This is a genomic window from Gordonia amicalis (assembly GCF_022059885.1).
GTDB classification, from domain to species: Bacteria; Actinomycetota; Actinomycetes; order Mycobacteriales; family Mycobacteriaceae; genus Gordonia; species Gordonia amicalis.
In genome coordinates this window covers 286,876-306,371 of sequence record NZ_CP091855.1, presented here as the reverse complement: position 1 = coordinate 306,371, position 19,496 = coordinate 286,876, and the positions used below count along the sequence as shown (strand labels likewise).

Annotated in this window: 15 protein-coding genes, 1 pseudogene and 1 riboswitch; of the genes and pseudogenes, 8 read left to right on the top strand and 8 right to left on the bottom strand. The window is 68.9% G+C overall.

The features are described 5' to 3' along the window. The first annotated feature begins 106 nt into the window (after positions 1 to 106). Positions 107 to 751 (top strand): 3,4-dihydroxy-2-butanone-4-phosphate synthase, encoded by a 645-nt coding sequence (locus IHQ52_RS01420; RefSeq protein ID WP_006436736.1) that lies wholly within the window; start codon positions 107 to 109, stop codon positions 749 to 751. A gap of 54 nt (positions 752 to 805) precedes the next feature. On the opposite strand, the pseudogene IHQ52_RS01415 reads toward IHQ52_RS01420, so the two are convergent. From IHQ52_RS01415 to IHQ52_RS01405, 3 genes and pseudogenes are all read right to left on the bottom strand, one after another. Next, positions 806 to 1,300, bottom strand: a pseudogene (locus IHQ52_RS01415) (PucR family transcriptional regulator); the annotation flags it as partial. Positions 1,301 to 1,312: 12 nt separating this feature from the next. After that, positions 1,313 to 2,767: an IS30 family transposase gene (locus tag IHQ52_RS01410; RefSeq protein WP_420871246.1), complete on the bottom strand. Its 1,455-nt coding sequence runs from the start codon at positions 2,765 to 2,767 to the stop codon at positions 1,313 to 1,315. A 2-nt stretch (positions 2,768 to 2,769) separates the two neighbouring features. Further along, the gene (locus IHQ52_RS01405; RefSeq protein ID WP_232513032.1) at positions 2,770 to 3,684 is read right to left on the bottom strand and encodes a PucR family transcriptional regulator ligand-binding domain-containing protein; all 915 of its coding nucleotides are present in this window, start codon (positions 3,682 to 3,684) and stop codon (positions 2,770 to 2,772) included. A gap of 45 nt (positions 3,685 to 3,729) precedes the next feature. Here IHQ52_RS01405 and IHQ52_RS01400 point away from each other — a divergent pair, with 45 nt between their 5' ends. From IHQ52_RS01400 to IHQ52_RS01380, 5 genes are read left to right on the top strand one after another with little or no spacing between them, the layout of a single operon-like run. Continuing rightward, entirely contained in the window at positions 3,730 to 4,878 is a 1,149-nt protein-coding gene (locus tag IHQ52_RS01400; RefSeq protein ID WP_157753409.1) for an NAD-glutamate dehydrogenase domain-containing protein, read from the top strand. After that, complete coding sequence (locus IHQ52_RS01395) at positions 4,868 to 5,425, top strand: TetR/AcrR family transcriptional regulator (RefSeq protein WP_006436732.1); 558 nt, start codon at positions 4,868 to 4,870, stop codon at positions 5,423 to 5,425. The genes IHQ52_RS01400 and IHQ52_RS01395 overlap by 11 nt, the downstream gene beginning before the upstream one ends. 4 nt (positions 5,426 to 5,429) lie before the next feature. After that, positions 5,430 to 7,055 carry an FAD-binding oxidoreductase gene (locus IHQ52_RS01390; protein WP_096274768.1) on the top strand — a complete coding sequence of 542 codons (1,626 nt, stop codon included), beginning with the start codon at positions 5,430 to 5,432 and terminating at the stop codon, positions 7,053 to 7,055. A 15-nt stretch (positions 7,056 to 7,070) separates the two neighbouring features. Further along, a complete protein-coding gene (gene pta, locus IHQ52_RS01385; RefSeq protein ID WP_096274767.1) occupies positions 7,071 to 9,314 on the top strand; it encodes a phosphate acetyltransferase in 2,244 nt (747 codons plus the stop codon). After that, positions 9,311 to 10,528: an acetate kinase gene (locus IHQ52_RS01380; RefSeq protein ID WP_096274766.1), complete on the top strand. Its 1,218-nt coding sequence runs from the start codon at positions 9,311 to 9,313 to the stop codon at positions 10,526 to 10,528. Before pta ends, IHQ52_RS01380 begins: the two co-directional genes overlap by 4 nt. A 104-nt stretch (positions 10,529 to 10,632) precedes the next feature. Here the strand turns inward: IHQ52_RS01380 and IHQ52_RS01375 are convergent, their stop codons facing one another. The 3 genes from IHQ52_RS01375 to IHQ52_RS01365 are packed head-to-tail and all read right to left on the bottom strand — an operon-like array spanning position 10,633 to position 15,782. After that, positions 10,633 to 13,302 (bottom strand): serine/threonine-protein kinase, encoded by a 2,670-nt coding sequence (locus IHQ52_RS01375; protein ID WP_198362477.1) that lies wholly within the window; start codon positions 13,300 to 13,302, stop codon positions 10,633 to 10,635. A gap of 6 nt (positions 13,303 to 13,308) precedes the next feature. Then, positions 13,309 to 14,340, bottom strand: coding sequence for a glutamate ABC transporter substrate-binding protein (locus tag IHQ52_RS01370; protein ID WP_096274765.1), 1,032 nt, complete (start codon positions 14,338 to 14,340; stop codon positions 13,309 to 13,311). Then, a complete protein-coding gene (locus IHQ52_RS01365) occupies positions 14,337 to 15,782 on the bottom strand; it encodes a hypothetical protein (RefSeq protein WP_096274764.1) in 1,446 nt (481 codons plus the stop codon). The genes IHQ52_RS01370 and IHQ52_RS01365 overlap by 4 nt, the downstream gene beginning before the upstream one ends. A 406-nt stretch (positions 15,783 to 16,188) precedes the next feature. Here IHQ52_RS01365 and IHQ52_RS01360 point away from each other — a divergent pair, with 406 nt between their 5' ends. Beyond that, complete coding sequence (locus IHQ52_RS01360; RefSeq protein WP_096275034.1) at positions 16,189 to 16,671, top strand: NUDIX hydrolase; 483 nt, start codon at positions 16,189 to 16,191, stop codon at positions 16,669 to 16,671. Between the two features lie 64 nt (positions 16,672 to 16,735). On the opposite strand, the gene IHQ52_RS01355 is transcribed toward IHQ52_RS01360, so the two are convergent. Continuing rightward, positions 16,736 to 17,113, bottom strand: coding sequence for a 2-isopropylmalate synthase (locus tag IHQ52_RS01355; RefSeq protein ID WP_238064259.1), 378 nt, complete (start codon positions 17,111 to 17,113; stop codon positions 16,736 to 16,738). A 453-nt stretch (positions 17,114 to 17,566) separates the two neighbouring features. Then, positions 17,567 to 18,268: a thiamine phosphate synthase gene (thiE, locus tag IHQ52_RS01350; RefSeq protein ID WP_051349548.1), complete on the bottom strand. Its 702-nt coding sequence runs from the start codon at positions 18,266 to 18,268 to the stop codon at positions 17,567 to 17,569. A gap of 47 nt (positions 18,269 to 18,315) precedes the next feature. After that, positions 18,316 to 18,425, top strand: a riboswitch (TPP riboswitch). On the opposite strand from thiE, the gene thiO reads away from it, so the two are divergent. After that, a complete protein-coding gene (gene thiO / locus IHQ52_RS01345; RefSeq protein WP_024497406.1) occupies positions 18,419 to 19,495 on the top strand; it encodes a glycine oxidase ThiO in 1,077 nt (358 codons plus the stop codon). Its footprint overlaps the riboswitch before it by 7 nt. Position 19,496 lies beyond the last annotated feature (1 nt).

Sequence of the window (19,496 nt, the reverse complement as noted above, 5' to 3'; positions counted from 1 at the left end):
AAGTCCTGCCTCAGGGCAGGTGTTCCACCAGAACCCGGCCGCCGATCGATCGTGATGGGTCCGATCGGTCGGCGGCCGCTCCACTCTTCCTCCGAGAGGATTCACGATGACCGTGTTGCTGGAACGTGCCACCCCTGCGCAGGATTCGTCGCACATCGCGCACGAGGTGTTCGACGACGTGCGTGGCGGACGTCCCGTCGTCGTGTCCGACGTCGAATCCGGGCGGGTGGTACTCGCACTCGCCGCCGAACCCGCGACCACCGAGGAGATGGCCTTCGTCATCCGGTTCGGCTCGGGTCTCGTGACGGTGTCGCTGCCCGCCGATCGATGCCGGGTCCTCGGGCTGCCGCCGATGCTGCCCGCCGGTGACGTGACCCCGGGTGCACCAACCGATTTCGCGGTCTCGGTGGATGCGGTTGCCGGTGTCGGAACCGGCATCTCGGCCGCCGACCGCGCCCGCACCCTCCGGGCCCTGGCCGACGACCGGCTCGGCCACGCGGACTTCACCCGGCCCGGCCACGTCCTGGTCGTCGGTGTCGCCGCCGACGCCGCGGCGTCGTACGGCCGTGCACGCGAACTGGGTGAACTCGCCCGCCGCGCGGGGCTTTCCGGTGTCGTTGCCTTCACCGACCTGGTGTCGGTGCGCGACGAGACGCAGATGGCCGACGCCGGTGAGGCGTTCGAATTCGCCGACGAACACGGTCTGCGCGTCGTCACTGTCCAGCAGATCCGGGGCACAGCCGCTTCCTGAGGTGCGAAAAGCGGTGGTCGGCCTGCTGCGATGAGCGCGGGCCCCGATCCTGCGTCAGCGGCCGCGTTCGGCTTCCGGCCGGCTGTCGAGGATGAGCAGTGCCGCATGCAGCGACGTCCGGGATTCGGCGTCGTCGAGTTCGACGCCGAGAATGCGTTCGATCCGTGCGAGACGGGCGTAGACCGTCGGTCGGGTGAGGTTCATCGCCTTGGCGAGTTCGGCCTTGTTGCCGCCCAACCCGATGAAGCGTCGCAGCGTCTCGAGCAGGTTGTCGTCGTGACGCGCGTGGTGTTCGAGTAGGCCGCGCAGTTCGGTCTCGGCGAACGCCTGGACGCGGGCGTCGGACCGGATGACGGCGATCAGGCCACGCAGCCGGACGTCGGTCGTCCGATGGAACACCTTGTCGCTCTTGGGTAGTGACAGCGCCGCTTCGGCCACGTGGGCCGACTCCGCGAGACCGCGCGCGGCGTCGACGAGCCGCGTCGAGTCCGGTGCGACACCGATCGTCACGCGGACGACGCCGTCGACCCGCAGGAGTGAGGTGTGGATCGCTGGGCGCGTTCAATCGGTCGATGCAACACCGGGTTGTTGTACCGAGTGTAGTTGTTCGCCAAAGACTTCGGCGGGGGTCTTCCAGTTGAGGACTTTTCTAGGACGGCTGTTGAGGGTGTAGGCGATAGCCTCGAGGTCCTCAGCTGACCACCGCGACAGATCAGTTCCCTTAGGAAAATATTGACGCAGAACACCATTGGTGTTCTCGTTCGACGGTCGCTGCCACGGTGAGTGCGGATCGGCGAAGAACACCTGCGTTCCGGTGTCCATCGCGAACTGGGCGTGAGCAGACAGTTCCTTGCCGCGATCCCACGTCAACGTTTTGCGCAACTGCTGCGGCAGCACGGCCATCGACGCTGTCAGTCCTGCATTCATCGCGATGGCACCGTAGCCACCGGGTGCGGGCCCGTTCTTCACAGGCGGCTGCTCACCCCCGCCCTTCTGGCGTGGCAGATGCACCAGAAGTGTTGCACGACTACGACGTTCAACGATAGTGCCGATCGCCGATCTCCCAGTTCCGATAATCAGATCACCCTCCCAGTGCCCGGGGACGGCACGGTCCTCGGCCTCGGCAGGGCGCTGACTGAACACGACGTCGGAGGTGACGTGACCCTGCGGCTTGTTGCGCGAGCAGGCCCGCGGCTCCCTCAGTGCACGTCCGGTGCGCAGGCACGCCACCAGCTCACGTTTGAGCGCGCCGCGGCCCTCGATGAACAGGGACTGGTAGATCGCCTCGTGACTGATACGCATGGATTCATCATCGGGGAAGTCGACCTTCAAACGCTGGGAGATCTGCTCTGGACTCCACGCCAGCGACCACCGCCGGTCGGCACGGTGCGGTTTGTTAAGCCCCTTCCACGGTGGTGGCGTGGGGCCCGCAGCGATCGTGCCATCGGGACGGCGGACAACGCCGGCCAGGCGGTGCTGTACGTACTCCCGCAACTCGACGTGGGCCACGAGCGTCGCTGTTTTTGGGCGCTTGGCGGCCTGCTGGGCTTTCCACTGCGCCACCAACGCCCGATACTCGAGCTTCCCGCTCCTGGTTGCGGCGTTGCGCCGTAGCTCACGTGAGATCGTGGCCGGACTGCGCCCGATCCGCCGTGCGATCTCACGCACCCCACGATCCTGGGCGCGTAGCAGCGCGATCTCTTCCCGTTCGGCGAACGATAGATAGCGGCCCGAAGGCTCATCCAGACTCAGCGGCCTCATGCCGCCAGCGTGGCGGAACCAGCGTGTACCCACCGGCACCGACACACCGACAGCGATCGATGCCTGCGCCGTGCTCACCCCCGTCGCGACCACCCGCCAAAACTCACGTTGCACCTGCCGCGACGGCTCCGGCCGCCCCGGCGATCGCATCGCCGGCCGAAGTGCACGATCAGCACGCCACTGCCGACGAACACCTACCGCCACATCGCTGGTCTTCCAACTCCAGTCCGCCGTAGCCACCGCGAACACCTCCATGATCATGGTGTTGCGACGACCAGTTGAATCCGCCCTGTACACACCTCGGTCATCACGTCGGTGTTCCGGGAGGCGGGCAACGACAGGATCAGATCCATCTGGCCGGTCGGACGCAGCGCGGTCAATGCCGTGCGTCCCACACCCCGCACGGAGTGCCGCACCGAATCGAGCGCCCGCGTCAAGCGGCCCTGTGCCATCACCTGGTCGGCGCTCACCGACTCGACGACGCAAATCGTCAACGGCGCGTAGGTCAGTCCCGGCTGCAGACCCAGCGCATGGGCGCGTGCGGTGGCTTCGGCCTCGTCGGGGATCCGTCCCAGCCGCAGATCGTCGACCAGACCGTTCTGGGCACGCATCTCCAGCTCGGTCCAGTTCTGTTCGATCATCCGATGCAGTGCGAGGGCCTGCGCGGCGCGTTCCAACGGCATGCGCGCGCGTTCGCCGAGGTCGCCGGGGTGGGGGACCACGAGCCGTCCCCACTCCTGGCGATGCGCACCCACCGGCGCGGTGAGCCATCCCTCGGGGCCGGAGGTCGAGGTCTCCCGTCCGGTCGGCGTGAGTCGGGAGCGTCTTTCCCAGTCGCGCAACAGATCCTTCGCCGGAGTAACTCGACCGGCGAATGCCAGCACCTGCCGGGTGAGATCCTCCAGGACGACCGCCGAGTCGATGAGTTCGGCTGCGGCCTCGACGATCTCCGTGACTTCCGCCCGGCGCATCCCCAGTCCGGTGAACACCTCGTGGACGTGCCGCGAGAAGACGACCTCCTCGTACTGGTCGGCGACGATGGCGCTGTGCACCTCTTCGGTGACGTCCACGAAGCGGATCGCGCGTTCGAGGACCACCACGGGCAGCTCGAGGCGATCAGCGTTCGCCGCAACGGAATCGGGTACGTCGGCGTCGAGGAGTTCCGCGATCACCCCGACCGCTCCGGCAGCCGCGAGCCCCTCCAGGTAACCGGTGGGGTGCCGACCGCAGAGGGGTTCGCGGCGCTGGCCCGACGCGGCGAGGGCCTGACGTCGCCGGAGCTGGCGACGCTGATGGGGCACGCGAAGCTGGATGTGAAGACCGAGCTCTGTGCGGGGACGGGCGCTTTCGACGATCCCTATTTCTCCGACCGGCTCACGCGGTACTTCCCGCAAGCCCTCGCGGATCTGGGCGATGTCGACGACTTCCCGTTGCGGACCGAGGTCATCGCCACCGAACTCGTCAACGATCTCTTCGCGTTCGGCGGCCTGACGTTCGCGTTCCGGCTGCGGGAGGAGACCGGCGCGGCGGCCGCCGACATCGTGCGGGCATTCGTCGTCGCCGTGGAGGTTATGGGACTGGCAGAGCTGCAGTCCGACATCGAGGCGGCCGGTCTGCGTCCCGAGGTAGAGTACGAGATCATCGCCGAGGCGCGCCGGCTCCTCGACCGTGCGTCGCGCTGGTTGCTGACGCGCCGCCCGCAGCCGATCCCGGTGACGGAGACGATCGAGCGCTTCCGGATCGTCCGGGACTCGGCGCCGCAGGTGTCGATCTGGCTGCGCCGCGACGAGGCGGCCCGCATCGAATCGGCGGTGGCCCAATACACCGAGGCCGGGGTTCCGCCGGCGATCGCACGGCGGGTGGCCGAGGGCTTGTACCGCTACAGCGTCCTCGACATCGCGGAAGTGGCCGAGGAGACGGGGTGCGACATCGCGACCGTCGGGGCCGTCTATTTCGCGCTGTCCGACCACATCGACGTCGACCGATGGCTGATCCGTCTCTCGGCACTGCCCCGCGGGGACCGCTGGCATGCGCTGGCCCGCTCCGCGCTGCGGGACGACCTGTACCGCGCACTCCGCGACCTCACCTGCAACGTCGTCGGAACCCTGGCCGACGACCCGGTCCGGGCGGCCGCGGTCTCCTACTGGCCGACCGAGGCCATCGAGGCCTGGGAACTCTCCAACCAGACGGCGCTGCAGCGGGTGACGGTCACCCAGGGCGAGATCGAGGCGGCCGAACGCTTCGCCTGGCGACGCTCGCGGTGGCCGCCCGGCACATCCGGTCGGTGGCCGATGGACGGTAGCCTGATCGGAGGCGCCCGGACCTGCGGGCACCCTGATTCGATAAGTTTTTCGCATGGATCGTGACCGCATGGTGGAGGTCGGAGTGGGACTCGTCTCCCGCTTCGGCGCCAAGACGTTGAGTCTGACGTCCGTGGCGCGTCATGCCGGCGTCGCCCGGGCCACCGCCTACCGCATGTTCGGCGGACGGAATGCGCTGGTCGCAGCGATCGTCGACCGTGAGGTGTCCCTTCTGCGGGTGAAGCTGCGGGAATGGTCGGCCTCCGCGCCCGACGCGGCGGGGAAGGTGCGCGCGCAGGTCGTGAACGTGCTGTCCTACATCCGCGAGCACGAGGCCCTGCAGTACGTGCTGCGCAAGGAACCCGAGGAAGTCGTCCGGGCGCTGGTCGCGACCAGCGATTCGTCGGGTCCGACCCTCATCCACCAGATCGTCGACCAGACGCTGCCCGATCTCGAACCGCAGATCGGGGACCAGCTCGTCCCGGACCCGCGTGGGGCCGCCGAGTTCCTGGTGCGCACGATCTACTCCCTGATGCTCATCCCGGACAGTTCGCTCACCGACGAGCAGATCGCCGACCTCGTCGTACGCGCGGTCGTCAAGAACGAGCAGTGACCTCATGACGACCGGCACGGATCGGACGGGTGACGAGCCGAAGCCGGACGAGACCGCGATCCCCGTCGTCGAGATGCGGCGGCCGCGCTGGGGCGACCCGGCGCGCGTCACCGAGCTACCCGCTGCTGCGGCCGCGCTGGCCGGCGACGCCACCGAGGACCGGGGCGTCCCACCCGAGTCGATCACCCCGCGCGAATCGACCCTGCCGGCGGCCGTTCGCGCCGACCTCGAAGCCGTCGTCGGCGCCGGGTACGTGGCCGCTTCCGACGACGAGCGCGTCCAGCACACCCGCGGCTACTCGACTCCCGACCTCCTGCGTCTGCGTGCGGGTGACGCCGTCGACGCCCCCGACCTGGTGATCTACCCGGCCGATCACGACGAGGTCGTGCGAATCCTGCAGGTCTGCGCCGCCGCGAAGGTCGCGGTCGTGCCGTTCACCGGCGGGACCTCGGTGGTGGGCGGGCTCGCGCCCGACCGAGCCGGATTCGCCGGTGTCCTCAGCCTCGACCTCCGGCGTCTCGACCGTCTGGTCGAGATCGACGAGGTCTCCCGTGTCGCCACCCTGCAGGCGGGTCTGCGGGGGAGTGCCGCCGAAGCACTCCTGCGTGACCGGGGCTGGACGCTCGGACACTTCCCGCAGTCCTACGAGGGAGCCGGGATCGGCGGGTACGCGGCGACCCGGTCGGCGGGCCAGTCGTCGGCGGGGTACGGCCGTTTCGACGAGATGGTGGAGGGGCTCGTCCTCGCCACCCCGCGCGGCACCCTCGACTTCGGCACGGCGCCACGGTCCGCGGCCGGACCCGACCTCCGCCAGCTGATCCTCGGCTCCGAGGGCGCCTTCGGCGTCATCACCGGCGTCCGGGTCCGGATCCGTCCCGTCCCGGCCACCCGGCTCTTCGACGGCTGGCGGTTCGACTCCTTCGCCGACGGCGCGACCGCCTTGCGACGACTCGCCCAGGACGGCCCGCTGCCCACCGTGATCCGGCTGTCCGACGAGGTCGAGACCGCGATCAATCTCGCCGATCCCGCGCAGCGCGGCGGTGATTCGACGGGCTGCCTGGTCATCACCGGATACGAGGGCGGCGATCAGGAGGTGCGCCGACGCCGCGACGCCGCGTCGGAGGTGCTCGTCGACGCCGGCGGTACGGCCCTGGGAAGCGGTCACGGAGAGTCCTGGCGCACAGGACGTTTCGCCGGGCCCTACCTGCGCGACCCGCTGCTCGACGCCGGAGTGCTGGTCGAGACCCTGGAGACCGTGACCTACTGGTCGAAGCTGCACGAGCTGCGCGCCTCGGTCACCGCCGCGATCACCGACACCCTGACCGCATCGGGCACACCTCCACTCGTGATGTGTCACATCAGCCATGTCTACGCCTCCGGTGCGTCCCTGTACTTCACCGTGGTGGCACCGCTCGGCGCCGATCCGATCGCGGAGTGGGCGTCGGCGAAAACCGCGGCCAACAACGCGATCAGGGCCGCGGGCGCGAGCATCACCCACCATCACGCCGTCGGTCGCGACCATCGCGACGCCTACCACGACGAGATCGGTCCGCTGGCACTCGACGCGTTGCGGGCGGTCAAGGCGACCGTCGATCCCGACGGCGTCTGCAATCCCGGCATCCTGATCTGATCACCGGGCGCCACTATGCTGGGGCGCATGGCCACCGACGCTGCCGTTTCCGACCGCTCTGCTGGAGATCGAGTTGCCGGTGACAGAGGTGCCGGAAGCGAGTCGACGACCAGCATCTATCTGGCCTCGGCAGAGGGGGAGACCGGGAAATCCGTGGTCGCGCTGGGGCTGTTGGCCCTGTTCGCGGCGACGGGCGGCCGGGTCGGCGTCTTCCGCCCGATCACCCGCGCCAACGGAGACAAGCGGGACCCGCTGCTCGATCTCCTGATCGACTACGACTCCGTGGACGTTCCCTACGAGGACTGCCTGGGCGTGACCTATGAGCAGGTCCACGACGACCCGGATGCCGCGATCGGCGAGATCGTCGCCCGGTTCCATGCACTGGCAACGCGGTGCGACCGCGTGGTGATCGTCGGCTCGGACTACACCGACGTCGGCACCCCGTCGGAGTTGAGCTTCAACGCACGCATCGCCGCGAACCTGTCGGCGCCGATGGTGCTCGCACTGAAAGCCATCGACCGGTCCCCGGCGGAGATCGCCGACCTCGCCGAGGGGTTGCTCGCCGAGGTCGGCGCCGCCCATGCCACACCGATCGCCATGGTCGCGAACCGCTGTGACCCTGATCGGCTCGACGAGATCCGGGCGACGCTGCGCCGCACCGGGGTGCCGAGTCTGTGTCTCCCCGAGGAGCCGATCCTGTTCGCGCCCACCATGGGTGAGTTGAAGGAGTCGCTCGGTGCCACCTTGTACAGCGGCGACGAGGAACTCCTCGACCACGAGGCGCTGCGGGTGATGGTGGGCGGCATGACCGTCGAGCACATTCTGGAGCGCCTCACCGACGGCACGGTCGTCATCACGCCCGCCGATCGCTCCGACGTCCTGCTCGCCCTCGTGAATGCCAATACGGCACAGGGATTCCCGCGGCTGTCGGGCATCATCCTCAACGGTGGGCTCAAACCGCATCCGATGATCGAGGCGCTGGTCAGCGGACTCAAGCCGACGCTGCCGATCATCAGCTGCCCGCACGGCACCTACGACACCGCGCGGACCGCGGCCCACACCCGTGGCCGGCTCGGCGCCGGGTCGGCACGCAAGATCGAGGCGGCGTTGGCGCTCATGGAGACCCACGTCGATCCCGAGGTGGTCATGCGCAACCTCAACGTCGAGGTCCCGTCGGTCGTGACCCCGCAGATGTTCGAGTACCGGCTCATCTCCCGTGCACGGGCACAGCGCAAGCACATCGTGCTCCCCGAGGGCGATGACGATCGCATCCTGCGGGCGGCGAGCCGGCTCCTCCGCCGCGGGGTCGCCGACCTCACGCTGCTCGGTGACCCGGATGCCGTGCAGGAGCGGGCAATCGAGCTGGGACTCGACCTGGCCGGGGTAACCGTCATCGACCCGGCCACCTCGGAGTACCTGGACGAGTTCGCCCGGATCTACACCGATCTCCGCAAGCACAAGGGCATGGAACTCGACCGCGCGCGGGAGAAGGTGATCGACGTCTCCTACTTCGGCACGATGATGGTGCACACCGGTCGCGCCGACGGGATGGTGTCGGGAGCGGCGCACACGACCGCCCACACCATCCGGCCGGCGTTCGAGATCATCAAGACCAAGCCGGGGGTCTCGACGGTGTCGAGCGTGTTCTTCATGTGCCTGGCCGACAAGGTGCTCGCCTACGGCGACTGCGCGATCGTCCCCGACCCGACCGATGAGCAACTGGCCGACATCGCCATCTCGTCGGCGCAGACCTCCGCCGCCTTCGGCATCGATCCGCGCGTGGCGATGCTGTCCTACTCCACCGGCACGTCCGGATCGGGTGTCGACGTCGAGAAGGTCAAGACCGCAACCGAACTCGTGCGGCAACGCGCGCCGGAGTTACTCGTCGAGGGTCCCATCCAGTACGACGCGGCGGTCGAACCGTCGGTCGCGGAGACCAAGATGCCCGACTCCCCGGTGGCCGGACGGGCGACGGTACTGATCTTCCCGGATCTGAACACCGGCAACAACACGTACAAGGCGGTGCAGCGCAGCGCCGGTGCCGTCGCGATCGGCCCCGTGCTGCAGGGCCTGAACAAACCGATCAACGACCTCAGCCGTGGCGCGCTCGTGTCCGACATCGTCAACACGGTCGCCATCACCGCGATCCAGGCGCAGCAGGTGGACGCCGAAGAGGCCGGCACCGATGGGGTCGCCACCGAAGAGGCCGGCACCGCAGAAGCCGACACCGAAGAGGTCGCCACCGGAGAGGCGCGTTGAGCGCCGGCACCGCCGGCGCGGTCCTCGTCTTCAACGCCGGCTCGTCGTCGCTGAAATACCAACTCGTCCAGCCCGACACCGGCGTCGTCCTCGCGGACGGGATCGCCGAACGCATCGGCGACGCCGGTTCGTCGATCACGCACGAACAGAACGGCGAGACGGTCACCGAGTCGGTGTCGCTACCCGATCATCTGACGGCGGTCCTGCGTGCCGAACAATTCTTCGCCGACAACGGCACCGACCTGGTGCACGCGGGCCTGGCGGCGGTCGGGCACCGCGTGGTGCACGGCGGCCGGTCGTTCTACGAGCCGACACTCGTCGACTCCTGGGTGATCTCGGAGATCAAGCGCATCTCGCCCCTTGCGCCGCTGCACAATCCGGCCAATCTCGTGGGTATCGAGGCGGCCCGGGCCCTGCTTCCCGACGTGCCGTCGGTCGCGGTGTTCGACACGGCCTTCTTCCACGGGTTGCCGCCCGCGGCCGCGACCTACGCCATCGACCGCGAGGTGGCGGCCGAACACGCCATCCGGCGGTACGGATTCCACGGCACCAGTCATGAGTACGTGTCGGGCCGCGTCGCCGAGTTCCTCGGGAAGGACCTCGCCGATCTCGACCAGATCGTGCTGCATCTCGGCAACGGGGCGTCGGCGTCGGCCATCTCGGGTGGACAGCCCGTCGACACCAGCATGGGGATGACCCCGCTGGAGGGTCTCGTGATGGGAACCCGCAGCGGTGACATCGATCCCGGCCTCGTGCTGCACCTCAACCGCGTGGTCCAGCTGTCCGTCGACGAGATCGACACCCTGCTCAACCATCGGTCCGGACTCCGAGGACTGTGCGGCGAGAACGACTTCCGCTCGATCGCCGAGTTGATAGATGCCGGTGACGAGAACGCCCGCCGTGCCTACGACGTCTACATCCACCGGTTGCGGCACTACCTCGGCGCCTACACTTTCGCCCTCGAGAGGCTCGACGCGATCACCTTCACTGCCGGCGTCGGCGAGAACTCGGCACGCGTCCGCGCCGACGCACTCGACGGGTTGCAGCGTTTCGGAATCGTCGTCGACCCGGACCGCAACACGGCCGCCGACCGATCGGCGCGCCGGATCTCCGCCGACGACAGCGCGATCGACGTCCTGGTGGTCCCGACGAACGAAGAGCTCGCGATCGCGCGGCAGTCGGCGGCGCTCGTCGCAGCACTGCCCGCCGGGTAGCTGGTGTGAGCGGACCGGTTGCGCTCCTCGCGCCTCAGGGAGCGGAGGGGTGCGCCGCACGCAGCCATCGACCTCGTCGCCGCACCGCCGGCCGCGTGTCGAGGTCAGAACAGCGTGTTCGGCCGCACGTAGTTCGCCAGATCGACGAGCATGAACCGGTGCTCGCGGTTGTTGCGGGTCTGACGTGCGAGCTGGCGCAGGGATCTCTCGGTGCCGGTGCGGATTCCGTACTCGGTGAAGGGGAAGCCCAGGAGTGTCGAGGGCTCGGTGTCGGCGTTCTCGGCGTCGGGATTGTCGTGAATCCAGCCGAGGGCGGTGCCGAGCACGATCAACAGCATCCGTGACTTGCGTGGTTCGGAGTCCGGGATCTGCTCGAGTCGTCGTGCGGCCTCGACGATCTGCTCCCGGGTGACCTCCGAGGTGGGACGACCGTGCACCAGGGCGATGATCGCGGTCGCCCGGGCGGTGTTGAAATGCCTACTGGTGGCGGGAACTTCGTCGAGGGGACGGATCGCGCCGTCGTAGTCGCCGGCCGCGACGGCGAGGCGGGCCAGGCCGAAGGCGGCGGTGACGATGCTGTGGTCGGTCAGCCACAGATCGTGGTAGTGATGCTGCGCGACGTCGTAGAGCCGGGAGATCCTGTCGGCCGACTTCGACGACCCGTTCTCGTCGGCGAGCCACCGGCCGATCAGTTCGGCGGTTCCGGCCACCGCGAGCTTCGGTGCCACCTCGCCGGGCATCGCCCCCAGTACCTCGTCGAACCGTTCGTAGGCCAGTTCGGGTTCGTCGTTCATCAGCGCGCAGATGCCCATGTACCAGTCCACCCGCCACGAATCGCCGTGGTGCTCACGGACATCGCGGAGCAGCGCGAGAGCGGTGTCGACGTCGTCGAGCTGTAGGTGGGCGCGGGCCTCGGCCAGGTCGATCTCCAGCGAGGGGTGGGCGTTCTTGACCGGACGGCCACCGAACATCGACGCGAACCCTTCTGCGCGTGCGGTGTTGATCGAGTCGAGCGTCTGCCGCGGATCCGACAGGGCCGCCGAGGTCAACAGGCTCGCGGCGGGGTCCAGCGGGTTCACCAGGGGCACGGGGAGCGCGGTGGCGATGTCGACCGGATCGTAGAAGGCGGCCTGGTCGGGGTCGAAGAAGCCGTCGACCGGGGCGAGCATCAGGTCGGTGCCGAACGTCGAGCGCTGCGGGGTGAAGACCGTGGACAGGGAGGGCCGGGGCACACCGGTGTGTACCGCGACCGTCTCGCGGAGCACGTTGAGCACCTGGGTGCTCATCTCCTCCGCGGAGGAGAACCTGTCGGCCGGGTCGGGCGCGGTGGCACGCTGCAGCAGAAGGTAGAACGACGGATTGTCGCGGAAGACGGCGGTCTCGGTGGGGGAGGGGAGTCCGTCGACGTACCGGCCGTTGCGCATCTCCATCGGCACGGTCAGCACCGCGAGAGTGCGTCCGACGCTGTAGATGTCGGTGGCGACCTGCGGTCCCGTCTTGACGATCTCCGGTGCCTGGAAACCCGGTGTGCCGTAAAGGTGTCCGTAGCCGTTGATCGGCGAGACGGCACCCAGGTCGATGAGCTTGACCTCGTCGCTCCCGACCATGATGTTCTCGGGTTTGACGTCGTTGTAGACCAGACCCACCGAATGCAGGTAACCGACGGCCAGCAACACCTCGAGGATGTAGGCGAGACCCTGTTCGACGGACAGCAGCCCCTTCTCGTGGTCACCGGAGGTGATCTGCTTGAGCGTCTGACCGCCGATGTACTCCATGACGATGTAGCCGAAGCGCTCGCCGTCGTCGGCGACGTGCTCGACGAAGTTGTAGATCTTGACGATGCCGGGATGGTTCACCGACGCCAGGAACTGACGCTCGGCCACCGCGACGCGCTGCGCCTCCGAATCCGACGAGTTCAGAAGGCCTTTGAGAACGACGGGCCGGTCGCTCACGTTGCGATCGATGGCCAGGTAGATCCATCCGAGTCCGCCGTGGGCGATCGCGCCGGCGATCTCGTACTGATCGGCGACCAGCGTCCCCTGGGCGAGACCGGGCACGAACGAGTACCGCGCACCACAGTTGGCGCAGTCTCCGGTCGGTGGACCTTCCCCTTCGCCCTCGAGTCGGCCGACGGGTTTGCCGCAGCGCCAGCAGAATCGCTTGCCCTCGACGATCACCGGATCGTCGATGACCGCGTCCTCGGGTTCGATGTCGGTGATCTTCGGCATCTCGACCAGTCCGCTGCCGAGTCGACGTTCGTGGACCGGGGGGCGTCGGCGCGGGACGAGTCGCCGTCCGAGTGGTCCGGAATCCGGCTCCGTGCTCGGCGTCGCCCGCGTGCGGACCACCCGATCGGTCCGGCCGTCGAATCGGTCCGGTGGCGCGATGCCGACCGTGAAGGCGGGGGTGGCCGCCTGTGTTCCGACTTCGGTGTCGGATACGGCGCCGGGGTCGGGCATGGCGCGGGGCTCCGTGGTGTCGTCGGTCTCGGCCATCAGCGCGTCGAGATCGGCCTTCTGCGTACCGACCTCGACCACCTGATCGGTGGTGCCCTCGTCCGTGGTGTCCCCGTTCGTGGTGCCACCATCGGCGGTGCCCCCGTCGGTGATGTGCCCGTCACGGGTGTGCCGGTCGGTGACCGGGTCGTCGTCACCCATCAGGTCGGCGAGGGAGACGCGCTGGGTACCGATCTCCTCCGGGGTGTCGGGAGCGGGCCCGTCCCGGTCGTCGGGACCGTGACGGTCTGTCTGTGATGGTTCGCCGGCGAAGTCCATGCGCGATCAATCCCGATAGTACGGCTGCGGTGCGCCGAATCCACTGTCGAGGATGGTCAGCCACCGGTCGCGGATCTCCTGCCAGCGGCCGGTCGCGCGGGCGCGTTCGAGCACACCGTTGACGAAGCGGATCATGTCGTCCTCGCCCTTGGGGATGCCCACGCCGTAGAACTCCTCCCCGAGGCTCGGGCCGACGACCCGGACCCATGGGTCCTGTGCGGCCAGCCCGGCCAGGATGGCGTCGTCGCTGGTCACCGCGTCGACCTGTCCCTGCTGCATCAGCACCAGGCAGTCGGCCCAGGTGGTGGTGCTGACGATCCGGACCCGCGGCTGGATGGACTGCATCCGGCCGATCGAGGTGGTGCCGCGGGCTGCGCAGACCCGCTTGTCGGCGAGCTGGGCCGGTCCGGCGATGTTCGAGTTGCGGAACGACAGGATGCGTTGGGACGCAACGTAATACGGGGCGGAAAAGCTGATGTCGCGCAGCCGGTCGCAGGTGATGCTCATCGTCTTGATGACGACGTCGACGGTCTTGTCGCGCAACGCGTCGATCCGCTGTGCGGAGCTGAGCACCTGGAACTCGACGCGCCGCGGGTCACCGAAGATCGCGCCCGCGATCTCGTGCGCGATGTCCACGTCGAAGCCCTGGATGTCTCCCGAGATGGGATCGCGGAAGCTGAACAGGTTGGAGCCGATGTCGAGTCCGACGATGAGCCGGCCGCGTTCGAAGATCCCGGCCATCGTCGAATTCGGCGGCATGCGGCCGGGCGCGGGCATCCGTGCGGGCGGACGCAGGGTGAGGGTGGCGTTGCACGCCTCCGAACTCGGCGGCGGTTCGATGGGCACGTCGGTCTGGACGCCGGGCAGCACCAGCGGGCCGACGGTCGCGGTCGGGGGCGGTGACTCGGCGGCGGGGAACCGGACACAACCGGTCGCGACGAATGCCACGAGCAGCAGGACGGCCGCGGCCACCGGACGGCGCGGGCGGACGGGTCCGGAGTGGGAGAACCGGCGGCGGGCGAGTCGGCGAGCGATCATCGGTACTCCCGTATTCGGGGGACGAGTCCGCCGACGATCGCGATGGCGGCGAGGACCGAGAGCAGCAGTATCCCGGTCCCGGTGAAGCCGAGTACGCGCTGGGCGGTGTTGATGTCGTCGCGGAACGACGTCCGCGCGGTGGTGATCGCGTCCACGAGGGCGGTGTCGACGGCGGTGTACGCGCGGGCCGAACTGTTCAGCCCGTCCCCGACCGTGAGTTGCCGGGCGCGGTCGAAGTTGCCGGTCTGGATGTACCGCCGGACGCCGGCATCGGTGCGCTTCCACTCCGCCAGCGCCGAGCTCACCTTGTCGAGCTGCTCCGCCGACACCGAACCGGTCTCCTCGGATGTGCGCACGTCGTCGACGATGCCGTCGATCCTGGCAGTCGTCGCGGCGAAGGTCCGTTCCAGTCCGCCCTGGTCGCCGCGGCGGATCAGGGCCAGGGTCTCGGCCGATCTGGCCTGCTGGGTCAGGATGCGGGCGGCCGTGAGTTCGCGAAGCGGGTCGGCGCCGTCGGTTCGGGCGTTGCTGGTCGCAGCGACCGACATCAGGCCCGACGCCAGCAGCCACACCGTCCCCAGGGTGAGCGCGCCGATCGCGGCGACCAGTCCGAGGTTGAAGCGACGGCGGGTCCTGCGCGCCAGGTAGCGGGATGTCAGCACCATCGCCGTGAGCAGCAGCAACAGCGGGACGTAGACCGTCCACGGCGGGCGGGTCAGCGAATGCTGCGGGTCGGCGATCGCCATCGACCGCCGCTCGTAGAGGCGCTGAGCGGCCGGCAGGATCTTGTCCTGCATCAGCGACGACGCCTGGCCCAGGTATGCCGATCCGACGGGATTGCCCAGCCGGTTGTTGGTGCGGGCGGTCTCGATGAGTCCGCTGTAGACAGGGATCGACGTCGAGAGGGTGTCGAGGTCCGACGACAGGGCACGCTCGGTCGCGTCCTGGGCCATCCCTGGCCCCGGCTCGCTGGAGGTGCCGGTCGCGAGGATCAACGACGACGCGGCCGTCGCCAGGGCATCTGAGTAGCGTTGCCGCAGATCAGGAGTTTCCAGACCGCCCGAGATGAATGCCGCGTTCGCGGACGCGTCGGCGATCGACAGAGAGCTGTACAGGACCTGCGCGGCCTCGGCGAGCGGTTCGGTGCGATCGATCAGGCGCTGCAGGGTCTGGGTGCGGTCTTCGAGCACGGTCGAGGCGTACAGACCGGTGGACAGGCAGCCGAGGAACAGGATGACGCAGATGATGATCAGCTTGCCCGGTGTGGTGCCCGAATAGTGCCGGAGCGTCTGGAACGGTGACTGCGCACGTTCGCGGGCGGTCGCGACGAGCTCGCGACGATCGGCGAGGACCTGGCGGATCGGCGGCGACGACTGGGCGGGACGGAACGTGCGACCGCCACGGGTGAGTGCCGTCCGCACGGAGGACGCATCGCCGGTCACCTAGCTGATCCCCTTCTCGAACGCTGGATCGTCTCCGGTGCGGCCGCTCGGTCGCCGGCCCCCGTTCCGGCTCCCGCGACCTGTCTGAAGAAATGACTCAACGGGGTCATCGCTCACCGGGTCGTGCGTGTTTCAGCCTATGCCATCTCCGGTGGGTTCCTCCCTTCAACGCGGTCGCCACTCCAAAGGCCTCGGGGCGGCGGGGTGGAGTTCTTCGCCGCGTGGACCCGCTCGCCGCGGTACGCGTATCGGTGTCACCGCGGTACGCGGATTCGTTTCGCTGCGGTACGCGGATTGGTTTCACTGATCCAACGGATGGATCGCCATCGCCCTGGCAGGTCGGGCATGTCTCACTTACGGTGGAGGAACCCCGGCGATCCCCTCGTCGGGTCTGCAAGGAGGCGTGGTGCGCGGAGACGGCGACGGCTGGGTGATCGATCCCGACGGTTCACGGTATTGGGGTGTTCACGGCGCAGCAGGTCTGCTGCTCCGGGCGCCGTTGGCCGACGGCGTGACGGGCGTTCTGCTCCAGCATCGCGCCGCGTGGTCGCATCAGGGTGGTACCTGGGCGCTGCCCGGCGGCGCCCGGGACTCGCACGAGGGCGCCATCGACACCGCGATTCGGGAAGCCGAGGAAGAAGCCGGCATCAACGGCGAGGACCTTCGGGTCGTCGCCGCTGTCATCACCCACGAATCACCCGGCGGCTGGACCTACACGACGGTCATCGCCGAGACAGACGAGCCGGTGCGCACGATCGCCAACTTCGAGTCGACGGAACTGCGCTGGGTGGAGGAGAAGCACGTCGATCAGCTCCCGCTGCACCCGGCGTTCGGTCTGGCCTGGCCCACGCTGCGCGAACGGATCGCGGCGCTCGACCCGCAGGGATAGCGGTTCGGCCCGTCGAACTTCACACTGTCGGACCTCACGACGCCGGACTTCACAGCGTCGGGCTTCACGCCGCCGCGGGTCCGAGCAGCCGGTTCGCGCCGGAGACCAGCGCCGCGATGTTCGCCTCGTCGCCGGTGCTGCCCTCGCCGAACGCCCACGCCTGCCTGCCGTTGTTCTCGCACAGCAGGAACGTGGCGATTGCGCCGTCGATCTCGCGCTGGTGCAGTCGCAGGATCTGAACCGGCGCGCCGAGGTCGTAGAGGATCGAGGTCATCGCGCCGAGCGGTCCGGCGGCGACGGCGCTGCACGACATGATGCGATCGGCGATCGCGATGGTCGCGCGGCATTCGACGAGGTCCTGACGGGCCGGTGCGACCGACCACGATCCGAGCCGGATGGTGCCGCCGCTCGCATATTCGTCGGTGAATCGTTGCCAGCTCATCCCGATGACCTCCTCGCGCATACCCGCGGGCAGCGGACGGCGGAAGTGTTCGGTGATGGGGTCGGCCGACGGCGCGGTCGCGTGTCCGTGTCGTGAGAAGGATGGGTGAGGCAGATGAAGAGGATGCATCTCGAAAGCCGATTTCGGTCGAAGAACAGATGACCGACAAGAGCGCGCAACCGACCCGCAGCGGGGGGTCGGTCAGAATCAGACCCCGCTGCGGCGGGTTACGAGCGCGCGCTTGATGCACATCATGATCGGTCCAGCCTAGACCTCTGTGGTGAGTGCGGCAAATGGATTTTCACCACTGAGATCTGCCCCGGTGATCCGCCCCTGAAATCGACCCCCGGAGTACGCCCTCCAGAGCGTGACCGGTGACGATACGCACGTGGCGCCGCCCCGGAGGGTGCTTTTCCGGGGCGGTTTCTCGGGGCGGATTTCCGGACCCGGGCGCTACAGCCGTGCGACGAGCTCCGCGGCCGCCGCAGCAGGGTCGGCGGCGGCCGTGATCGCCCGCACCACGACGATGCGGCGCGCTCCGGCGGCGGTCACCTCCGGCACCCGCGGAGCATCGATGCCGCCGATCGCGAACCACGGCTTGTCCGGAGTCCCGGGTTCGGACATCGCCGCGGCGGTCGTCGTCACCAGATCGAGCCCGGCGGCGGTCCGACCCGGTTTGGTGGGGGTGGTCCAGCACGGGCCGACGCAGAAGTAGTCGACGTCGGGGTCGGCGGCGGCTGCTGCAGCCTGCCCGGGGTCGTGGGTGGATGCACCGACGATCGTCTCGGGGCCGACGATCCGGCGCGCGACCCGTGGCGGCAGGTCACCCTGTCCGACATGGAGGACGTCGGCGCCGGACAGTGCGGCGATGTCCGCGCGGTCGTTGACCGCGAGCAATGCGCCGTGGGCGTCGACGACGTCCCGCATCGCGGCGAGGATCTCGAGCTCCTCGCGGGCTTCGAGAGTGCCGAACTTCTTCTCCCCGGGTGACCCCTTGTCGCGAAGCTGCACGATGTCGACGCCGCCGGCGAGGGCGGCGTTCACGACCTCGAGCAGGTCGCCGCGTTCACGCCGCGCGTCGGTGCACAGGTAGAGCCGGGCGGAGTCCAGGCGGCGGCGCAGTTCGCGAGCACGCGATTCGGGGGCAGTCGTCACGGCGACCAGGCTAGCCGCGCCGGTGCGGGCCGGGCGTAGGGTGGACCGCGAGAACACACGGGAGCCCGGACCGGCCGGGCTGAGAGTGCGGACCCTCCGCTGACCGTCGAACCTGATCCGGGTCATTCCGGCGAAGGAAGGTGATCTGGCGTGAGCCATGTTGTCGAGGAACAACCCCACCCGGAGCAGCCCGACCGTGCGCTGACCGTCGTCGGCGGTGGCGTGATCGGTCTGACCTGTGCGCTCGCTGCCGCAGATGCGGGCTGGCAGGTCCGCGTCGTCGACGCCGGGCACGAGGAGCGGGCGTCGTGGGTGGCGGGCGGCATGCTCGGTTCGCTCGGCGAGGGGCATCCGGGTGAAGAAGCGGCGCTCGCGATGTCGGTAGAGTCGGTGCGGCGCTGGCCGACGCTGGTGAAGCGTCTCGGCGACCCCGCGATCGTCACGGCCACTGATTCCCTGTTCGTCGCCGCGTCCGCCGCCGACGCCGAGTACCTGCAGCATCTCGCGGACTTCGTCTGGGCCGAACAACCGCGGACCGACGCCACACTCAGCACGGTCACGGGTCGCGAGATCCGTTCGCTGGAGCCGTCGTTGAGTTCGCGGCTCGTCGGTGGCTACCGGGCGGTGGGCGAGTGGTCGATCGACAACCGTCGTCTGCTGGCGACCCTGCGCAGCGCAGGGGCCGCCGCGGGGGTGCGGTTCACCGAGGCGCGGGTGGGCAGCCTGGCCGACGTCCACGACCATGCCGGCCCGCGGGACCAGATCCTTGTCGCCGCCGGACTCGGCACGGCGGAACTGCTTCCCGACGTGCCGCTCCACGCGGCGAAAGGGGAGATCCTGAGACTGCGCCGGACGCGGTGGTCGGTGCCGCCGCCTGGGCACGTGGTCCGTGCCCGGCTCCACGGCCGAGCGGTGTACCTGGTGCCGCGCGAGGACGGGATCGTGGTCGGCGCAACGCAATACGAGGCCGGCGGTTTCGGTGACCGCACCCCGCAGGCGGGTGGGGTCGCCGATCTGCTCGCGGACGCCATCGAGGTGATGCCGGGTCTGCGCACCTACGAGCTGGTGGAGGCGGGTGCCGGACTGAGGCCGTGCACCGCCGACGGGTTACCGATCGTGAAGCGGGTCGACGACCGCACGGTGGTCGCGACCGGACACGGGCGCAACGGCATCGTCCTCGCGCCGGGCACTGCGGACAATGTGCTGGGAATTCTGGAAGGAGCATGAC